The organism is Clostridium sardiniense (assembly GCF_050584765.1).
In the GTDB taxonomy this organism is placed as follows: Bacteria; Bacillota; Clostridia; order Clostridiales; family Clostridiaceae; genus Clostridium; species Clostridium sardiniense_A.
Genome location: NZ_JBNOOR010000022.1, coordinates 1 through 690, shown reverse-complemented (window position 1 = coordinate 690; position 690 = coordinate 1). Strand labels below are relative to the sequence as shown.

General features: G+C 50.9%; 8 tRNA genes. All 8 read left to right on the top strand.

Annotated features, from left to right (window positions below):
- The 8 genes from ACQPUW_RS17265 to ACQPUW_RS17230 all read left to right on the top strand — a co-directional run bounded on the left by ACQPUW_RS17265 (position 1) and on the right by ACQPUW_RS17230 (position 690).
- Positions 1-76 (top strand) — tRNA-Lys (locus ACQPUW_RS17265).
- Positions 77-93: 17 nt separating this feature from the next.
- Positions 94-177 (top strand) — tRNA-Leu (locus ACQPUW_RS17260).
- A 28-nt stretch (positions 178-205) separates the two neighbouring features.
- Positions 206-280: transfer RNA gene (locus tag ACQPUW_RS17255), tRNA-Gly, on the top strand.
- A 6-nt stretch (positions 281-286) separates the two neighbouring features.
- Positions 287-360, top strand: a tRNA-Gly gene (locus ACQPUW_RS17250).
- 6 nt (positions 361-366) lie between these two features.
- Positions 367-443: transfer RNA gene (locus ACQPUW_RS17245), tRNA-Arg, on the top strand.
- A 7-nt stretch (positions 444-450) separates the two neighbouring features.
- Positions 451-526: transfer RNA gene (locus ACQPUW_RS17240), tRNA-Lys, on the top strand.
- Between the two features lie 10 nt (positions 527-536).
- Positions 537-612, top strand: a tRNA-His gene (locus ACQPUW_RS17235).
- A gap of 3 nt (positions 613-615) precedes the next feature.
- Positions 616-690 (top strand) — tRNA-Gln (locus tag ACQPUW_RS17230).

Below are 690 nucleotides of genomic sequence, written 5' to 3'. Positions count from 1 at the left end.
GGTTCGCTAGCTCAGTCGGTAGAGCACATGACTTTTAATCATGGTGTCCCGGGTTCGATTCCCGGGCGAGCCACCAATTTAATTAAACAACGTGCAGGTGTGGCGGAATTGGCAGACGCACTAGACTTAGGATCTAGCGCCTTAGGCGTGGGGGTTCGACTCCCTTCACCTGCACCATTAATTAAATTAACTAAATATAGCATACGCAGAAGTGACTCAATGGTAGAGTGCCACCTTGCCAAGGTGGATGTTGCGGGTTCGAGTCCCGTCTTCTGCTCCAATGTATGCGGGTGTTGCTTAATGGTAAAGCTCTAGCCTTCCAAGCTAGCCACGAGGGTTCGATTCCCTTCACCCGCTCCAATACATGCGTCTTTAGCTCAGCTGGATAGAGCAACGCCCTTCTAAGGCGTGGGCCAGGGGTTCGAATCCCTTAAGACGCACCATTATTATGCGCTATTAGCTCAGTTGGTAGAGCACCTGACTCTTAATCAGGGTGTCCCGGGTTCGAATCCCTGATGGCGCACCAAAATATGATGGTGAATGTAGTTCAGTTGGTAGAGCGCCAGATTGTGGTTCTGGTTGTCGTGGGTTCGAGTCCCATCATTCACCCCATGTAGGGATATCGCCAAGCGGTAAGGCACCACACTTTGACTGTGGTATTCGTAGGTTCAAATCCTGCTATCCCTGCCA